1 protein-coding gene is annotated in these 793 nt (G+C 48.4%); it reads left to right on the top strand.

From position 1 onward, the window contains the following. On the top strand, positions 1-793 hold a 793-nt coding region (locus R7R24_RS26145), incomplete at both ends, for an alpha/beta hydrolase family protein (RefSeq protein WP_242533984.1).

Genomic DNA, 793 nt, shown 5'->3' on the forward strand with positions numbered 1-793 from the left:
CGTTTGGTAGGGGGAACATTTTTAAATCAGTCGAAACGCAGTTAGATGCCCCTTTAGCAAGTGGAAAATTTCCCGTTGTGCTTTTGTCGCAGGGCGGAACACGGTCAGCGTTTTCCCACAGTGGTTGGATAGCCTCGAGCCTGGCGCAACAAGGTTATGTCGTTGTGGTACCAAAGCCTCCTGCACCGAACGAAATCAATGCAGAAATGGCTGTTGATGAAATCACATTCAGAACCAGTGATTTGGTGCTTGGGCTGAACGAATTAAGTTCGGTCGGGATACTGTCCGGAGGCGTAGATACTGATGCAGTGCAGGGGGTCGGCTTTTTTCTGGGCGGCACATCTATGCTGATGCTCTCCGGAGCGCAAATAAGCCCGGAGAAATATCGAACATCGTGTCACAACGCCACCAATGTAGACTGTCATTGGTTACGTGAAAATAACGTTGATATTACCAGCATCCCGGATCAAAAATTCCCCCGATTTCAGTCTGAAAACAAACTGAAATCGGTCGTCGTTATCAACCCTGAGCTAACGAAAACTTTTGTCCCTGAAACTCTGGCCTTGATGAACAATGCTATCACCGTGGTGACGCTTTCTGATCGGCTACATCCCGCACTGACACCAGCCGAATCACTTGTTGATCTTCCCAATGTGACGTTTCAAGAGATTCCTAGTGCGAGTCAGTTTAGTGCGTTCGCAGAATGTACTGAGCGTGGCATTAAAATTCTCGCATCAGAAGGGGAGGAAGCACTTTGCCAGGAGCGTGACGAGGTTTCCAGAAAGGACAATCA

It is taken from the genome of Vibrio sp. 704, from assembly GCF_033339295.1.